Raw genomic sequence first — 5242 nt, 5'->3', positions numbered from 1 at the left:
CGGTGCCCGGCGGTCCCATCAGCAGCACCCCGTGCGGCACCTCGGCGCCGACGCTCTGGTAGCGTTCGGGCTCACGCAGGAAGTCGACCAGCTCGGCCACCTCTCGCTTGGCCTGCTCCTGCCCGGCGACATCGGCGAAGGTCACCTGCGTGCGTGTCTCTGCCGGGGTCGAGAACCGCCCCTTGAACAGCCCCGCCGCGCCGCCCGCGCCCATGCCGCCACCCATCTGCCCGATCATCCGCCGCTGCAGCCAGAAATAGACGCCGAGGATCAGCATCCACGGCAGCAGAAACATCCAGATCGACGTGTCGCTCGGCGGATCGGCGGAGATCGGAACCTCGCGCTCCTCCAGCAGCGGCAGCAGCGAGGGATCGCTCTGCGCCGGGGTGGTCGCGCGGTAGAGCGTGGTGCCCCCGGCGGCATCCGGCACCGACACGGTGATCGCATGGTCGGCCAGCGTCGCCGAGGTGACCTGACCGCTGGCGATCATCTCCTTCACCGCGCTGTAGGATCTGGTTTCCGCCGTGGAGGTCTGCGTGTCCTCGTCCAAGACCAAGGCAAGCGTGATGACGATCGCGACGAGCATGATCGCGACGCGCAGCCATTGTTCGGGCGGTGGCGGCGGTGGTGTGCGGTCCGGTGGCGGTTGCTTGTCGGCCATTGGAGTTCCTCCTCGACCCTGACAGCCTGCAGCGTAGAGCGGCACGCTGCGTTGATCCGGGTCAAGCCGGATCGCGCGTGTTGGCGCTGTCATCATACACGATCCGGGCAGGAGACTCACCGACGCCTTGCGCTGCGCTTTTTCCCTCGCCGTGCACGGTCGTCAGGATGGACGAGGCCCATTGCGGCCTGGGACCATCAGCCGCGCCGTCACCATAGATTTGCGGGCAATCAAGATGTGTTCCAGGAACTCATTGAACGTGGGAAGGAAGACTACCTGCGGGCTGCCTTGGGAACTGTAACGGTTTGCTGTTCCAAGCCGCAGCAGTCCACGCCTCAAATTCCCGAAACGCGCGGGCGCGCATCTGGAAGCAGGTGCAGGCCATTCACGCCACCCGCCGAGGCACCTCACTCATGGGGGTCTGCCTAGAGACCAATCAAGGCGTGAACAGCCCTGGGCAACGCGGCGTGGCGAGCGGGCCCCAGGCCACTTAACTCAATCAAAAGCGCAATTGGCAAGAGAACCTGAATTACTTGAAGTGTGGAGCCTGCGGTGACGTGAGCTCAACGAGAACGAGGCGACGACCACCGGCGCGAACACGCCGTCACCCGCCGCGTCAGAAACTGCTTCCGCGAGGTGCGCGTTGTTGTGGAAAGCCCTCGACATCAGGAGCATCGTCATGACCAATCCGGAATGGGAACTGTTCGAAGCACAAGGAGCCCGCGAAGTCTGGCGAAAGGAAATGCCCGGCTCTGATGGCAGTACCGAGCTTCGCTATCGCGGAGAAGAATACACCGAGCTCGACGGGAAGCGTACGAAGGTCGAGGAAACCCGCGAATTCAAAACGCAATCCGATGCGCTGGCTTGGTTGACCGGTGAAGCCGGATAGCAATCATGATCGGTCGAGATGAGCCGTTCGGGCGGATCATGCGGCAAGGTCTGTCGAAGCCATCCGAAGGGGCTGTGCTCTCATCAGAAAAAGAAGATCATGCGCATGAACATCCAGCCATCTTACCGGCTCGGGCCGATCCAACGGTGGAAGATTGGCGAAGCGCCCGGCTGAGATTTCAGCCGGGCGCTGACAAAGTTCGGCAACTCAGACTCGCGCGAACCGCGTTATTCTGTAGGCGCGGCACCCATCGTCCCGGCTTCGTCACCCGTCATACCGGTCTCGCTGTTCATGTCGGTTCCGGTTGCACCCATCGCGTCACCCGTCGCTGGGGGCGGGGTCTCCTTGTCCCGGTATTGGTATTCAGGCGCGGCATCTGCTTCCTCTCGCGTCATGGCGAGCTGAATGGCGTTGCCGTCGTACTGGATGTCCAACTGGCTATAGTCGACCGCGATGTCCTTTTCGCCGATGCCAAGGAAGCCGCCGACACCCAGGATTACGGCTGTGATCTGTCCGTCCTCGGTGATGATGAAATCCTTGATGCTGCCGATGGTCACCCCGTCCGGTGAGGTCACCGACGTGCTGAGCAACCAATCGCCGAGCATCTCGGCGCTATCCTGTTGCGGCACCACAGCGTCCGAGGGCGCCACCGTTGTTTCGCTGTCTGAGCTTTCGGCGGCAATGCCTTCGACCGGAGCGGACTCTGTCGCCATGTCACCGGCTGCGGGCGCGTCCCCCGCCATCCCAGCGTCCGGAGTTTCGCCTTCAGTTTGTTCCACAGGGGCTTGATCCGTTGGCTGGATGGTCGTTTCCTGAGCCCAGGCCGAACCTGTCACGATGGGAAGGGCGATAGCGGTGATATAAAAATACTTTTTCATGGTCTTGGTCCTCCTGGCAGACCAACAAGTCTTTGCAGGAGATGGTTCGGCTGGCTTCTTGCTGCTTGTACACATTAGCACCGAAGACGCTATTTCTTGCCGAACTGTCGGTCGCATAGTGGCAATCCGGCGCGCAATGCGGTGCACGCATCGACGCGGTGGAACTGAGGGTATCGGTTTGGGGTTAAACCCTCTGGTGCGGCCCTCCCAGGCCGCAAGTGGAATAGGTAGGCGCACGTTGGTCGCGACTTTACGGCATAGCCTTCAGCCGTGGAGAATCGCGAGCGTCTGGCCAAACGTGGTAAGGATCGTTCGACACGATCGGCGCCTCCAAATCGCCCGCCAGCTCGATCACCCACGCCGCGACAGACTTGTCCAATGGGCAAATGTCGATATTCACGTCACGGTCCAGAAGCTGACGGAATGCGCGGAGATCACCCTCTTCGCTCAACGACGTCCGGCAGGCGGCAGGGGCCAAAACGATATGCGGCGTGACCCGCCGCGCCTGCAGCATATCGATCACGGTGCGCAGTGCCTCCAGATTTGCGGCCCCACCCTCCCAGCACATCACATCCATGCCATCGACGATGGCGAGATCCCGGCGCCAAGCCCGCGGCGTCGACTTGGGGGCATTAAAGGAGGCCCCGGACGCCTCCTGACTTGGCGAATCCGCTCTGGGATGGGCGTGATCGAGGTCGCCGACGACCAGACCAACTCGGGAGGCGCCTTCCTCGCCCAGAGACTCAGTCACCTGCGCCGAGATCTGTTCGGAGGCCGCGTCCGGGTGCGCGTGAGAGGCGCGCAATTGAGCGGAGTTCGCATCCGCAAGGCGGCCCGTCACAACGAGCTCCGAAGTTTCCGCACCCATGGAAGCTGGATATCTTCGCAACCAGGCAAGCGGCTTTCGGAGGATGTCGAATAAGTACCTGAGAAACATTTTTCGTGTAATTGATGCGGTGCAGCGCAAGGATGATAGAGAGACCGCCTGCAGCAGCGGCACCGATACGGCTCCAGCCAATTGCCGCGGCGCCATCACTGTCACACCATCACTTTGGCGAAGTCCAGCGTCATGATGAATGGGAGCCGCGACGGTGAAGCAATCCCTTTGCAGCCTGCAGATTTTCGTGGATTGAGGACACGGCCCAATGGGTGATTTTGTCATTGTCTGCGGCCCGAAAGGGCATGTCTGGCATGGTGCTCACATTCTGGTAACAGAAAGGGCCGAAAACCATGTCGTGACAAGTCTGGGCACCTTCAGACGCGACCACTACGGCACACTCCGCCTCGAGACCGACCCTGCCTTCCACATTGAGGAGGACCCGGAAGTAGAGCAGACTTGACCATGGTGCCCGTCAACTACTTGGGATGTCGCGAAAAGCTTTGATTTGGACCGAAACCAACCCTGCAAGGCCACAGCTGATCCAGCGTCCTTCATGTCCGAAATTTGCTACATATTTCGGACAATCGAAGCGAGAGTGCGGTCCCGCATCGATGCAGGCAACCCCTACGGTATCGAAGCACCGTGGCGCCAATCATCAGGGTGCGGCGGCGACAATGCCGGCGACGGTCGTCAGTGCCTTTCCTGACTGCTCACCTACCGCAGGAGATCCTGAACGACCGAGGGCTGCTTGGCGATGAGCGCCAGCAACACCTGCGCCGGCCCGGTAGGGTGGCGTCTTCCCTGTTCCCAGTTCAGCAAGGTACCTTTTGCGACACCGATACTCCTAGCAAATTCGGATTGCGACAGCCCGGTTTTTTGACGGACCTTGGCGACGTCAACGCTGGTGACAGCGACGTCATGCACCTTGGCGCCGGCCTGCTGGCCCTCTGCGAAGGCCAGTGCCTCTTCGAGGCCCTTGGTCACAGATTCAAATGCGCTCATCTGTCGTCTCCGTACCTGGCGATGATCGCCTTGCTCATCTCTACGGCCGCGGCCTGCTCCGACTTCGAGAGGTTGGCCTTCTCGTTCTTGGCGAACGCCGTGATCAGGAAGATCGGCATATGAATGCCGCCGAACACGTAGATCGTCCTGAACCCACCGCTCTTGCCGCCGCCTTCCCGCGGGATACGAACCTTGCGCAGACCGCCGCCAAGCGACACGCCTGCTTCTGGGTTCGCGGCAATGAAGGTGATCGCCGCCGCCCGCTCCTCGTCCGACATGATCGCCTTTGCGCGCTTCTGGAACTCGGGAAGCTCGACCACTGTCTGCAATCGTGTCATCTTCTGCTACCATATATATGCGTCACTGACATATACGTCAACGGCGTACCCGCGAACTCCGACCTTTGCAAGTCCCCCGGCCTGGTTCTGAACCGACAAAGGAGCTTCATCCATGGACGCAGACGACGACAAGATCGACGACGCGGTGCTCGCGCTACTTTGGTTGACACTGCACGACGAACGCCGAGCGTGGAAGGGAATGGATTGGGCGGCCCTGGATCGCCTTTACGAAAAAGGGCTCATCCACAACCCCGCCACGCGCGCCAAGTCCATTATGCTCACCGACGAGGGCTTGAAGGTTTCCGAAGCGCTGTTTCGCAAAATGTTCGCGCGCTCTGGCGGCTAGCTGGCGCGCGAAGTGAACTGCATCGAGGATGCGGGCTTAGCTAACAGGCCGCTGAAAAAGTCTGCTAAGTGGAACGATTTTTCTTGAGCTGGAGCTCGATGCACCCAGGTTCGCGAAGAGGCAGTCCGAGTAGCCCCTTTCCGTCTCAGGTTGCGAGCGGTTTCGGCAGCCAACCGAGGTTGCAGGCCACCATCGGATAGTGCCCCCGCGCGTGGTGTAGGAGCGTCGACCTTCGGAGAGGTCCGGGT

General features: G+C 61.1%; 9 protein-coding genes. 3 read left to right on the top strand and 6 right to left on the bottom strand.

Annotated elements, in window-relative coordinates:
- Together G0A00_RS25975 and G0A00_RS25970 are read right to left on the bottom strand one after the other, a co-directional pair.
- Window positions 1-661: ATP-dependent metallopeptidase FtsH/Yme1/Tma family protein (locus G0A00_RS25975; protein ID WP_368667753.1), on the bottom strand; the 661-nt coding region annotated here is incomplete at its 3' end.
- A 495-nt stretch (window positions 662-1156) separates the two neighbouring features.
- Window positions 1157-1342 (bottom strand): hypothetical protein, encoded by a 186-nt coding sequence (locus G0A00_RS25970; RefSeq protein ID WP_164185543.1) that lies wholly within the window; start codon window positions 1340-1342, stop codon window positions 1157-1159.
- Here G0A00_RS25970 and G0A00_RS25965 point away from each other — a divergent pair.
- Complete coding sequence (locus G0A00_RS25965; RefSeq protein ID WP_164185544.1) at window positions 1341-1550, top strand: hypothetical protein; 210 nt, start codon at window positions 1341-1343, stop codon at window positions 1548-1550. The genes G0A00_RS25970 and G0A00_RS25965 overlap by 2 nt on opposite strands.
- Before the next feature lie 227 nt (window positions 1551-1777).
- On the opposite strand, the gene G0A00_RS25960 is transcribed toward G0A00_RS25965, so the two are convergent.
- Both G0A00_RS25960 and G0A00_RS25955 read right to left on the bottom strand, forming a co-directional pair.
- On the bottom strand, window positions 1778-2428 hold the full coding sequence (locus G0A00_RS25960) for a PRC-barrel domain-containing protein (protein ID WP_164185545.1): 651 nt from the start codon (window positions 2426-2428) through the stop codon (window positions 1778-1780).
- Window positions 2429-2678: 250 nt separating this feature from the next.
- Entirely contained in the window at window positions 2679-3461 is a 783-nt protein-coding gene (locus tag G0A00_RS25955; RefSeq protein ID WP_164185546.1) for a hypothetical protein, read from the bottom strand.
- A 112-nt stretch (window positions 3462-3573) separates the two neighbouring features.
- On the opposite strand from G0A00_RS25955, the gene G0A00_RS25950 reads away from it, so the two are divergent.
- Window positions 3574-3768, top strand: coding sequence for a hypothetical protein (locus G0A00_RS25950; RefSeq protein ID WP_164185547.1), 195 nt, complete (start codon window positions 3574-3576; stop codon window positions 3766-3768).
- 254 nt (window positions 3769-4022) lie between these two features.
- Here the strand turns inward: G0A00_RS25950 and G0A00_RS25945 are convergent, their stop codons facing one another.
- Window positions 4023-4310, bottom strand: coding sequence for a DNA-binding transcriptional regulator (locus G0A00_RS25945; RefSeq protein WP_164185548.1), 288 nt, complete (start codon window positions 4308-4310; stop codon window positions 4023-4025).
- A complete protein-coding gene (locus G0A00_RS25940) occupies window positions 4307-4648 on the bottom strand; it encodes a type II toxin-antitoxin system RelE/ParE family toxin (protein WP_164185549.1) in 342 nt (113 codons plus the stop codon). The genes G0A00_RS25945 and G0A00_RS25940 overlap by 4 nt, the downstream gene beginning before the upstream one ends.
- Before the next feature lie 112 nt (window positions 4649-4760).
- Between G0A00_RS25940 and G0A00_RS25935 the strand changes: the two genes are divergently transcribed.
- Window positions 4761-4994: a DUF6429 family protein gene (locus G0A00_RS25935; protein WP_164185550.1), complete on the top strand. Its 234-nt coding sequence runs from the start codon at window positions 4761-4763 to the stop codon at window positions 4992-4994.
- Window positions 4995-5242 lie beyond the last annotated feature (248 nt).

It is taken from the genome of Salipiger sp. PrR002 (assembly GCF_010500775.1).
Lineage (GTDB): Bacteria > Pseudomonadota > Alphaproteobacteria > Rhodobacterales > Rhodobacteraceae > Salipiger.
This window is presented reverse-complemented; position numbering and strand designations above follow the sequence as displayed.

Coding starts and splice junctions, on each gene's coding strand:
- G0A00_RS25960 (WP_164185545.1), bottom strand. CDS start 2,428: ATGAAAAAGTATTTTTATATCACCGCTATCGCCCTTCCCATCGTGACA.
- G0A00_RS25970 (WP_164185543.1), bottom strand. CDS start 1,342: ATGACGATGCTCCTGATGTCGAGGGCTTTCCACAACAACGCGCACCTC.
- G0A00_RS25935 (WP_164185550.1), top strand. CDS start 4,761: ATGGACGCAGACGACGACAAGATCGACGACGCGGTGCTCGCGCTACTT.
- G0A00_RS25945 (WP_164185548.1), bottom strand. CDS start 4,310: ATGAGCGCATTTGAATCTGTGACCAAGGGCCTCGAAGAGGCACTGGCC.
- G0A00_RS25955 (WP_164185546.1), bottom strand. CDS start 3,461: ATGGCGCCGCGGCAATTGGCTGGAGCCGTATCGGTGCCGCTGCTGCAG.
- G0A00_RS25965 (WP_164185544.1), top strand. CDS start 1,341: ATGACCAATCCGGAATGGGAACTGTTCGAAGCACAAGGAGCCCGCGAA.
- G0A00_RS25940 (WP_164185549.1), bottom strand. CDS start 4,648: ATGACACGATTGCAGACAGTGGTCGAGCTTCCCGAGTTCCAGAAGCGC.
- G0A00_RS25950 (WP_164185547.1), top strand. CDS start 3,574: ATGGGTGATTTTGTCATTGTCTGCGGCCCGAAAGGGCATGTCTGGCAT.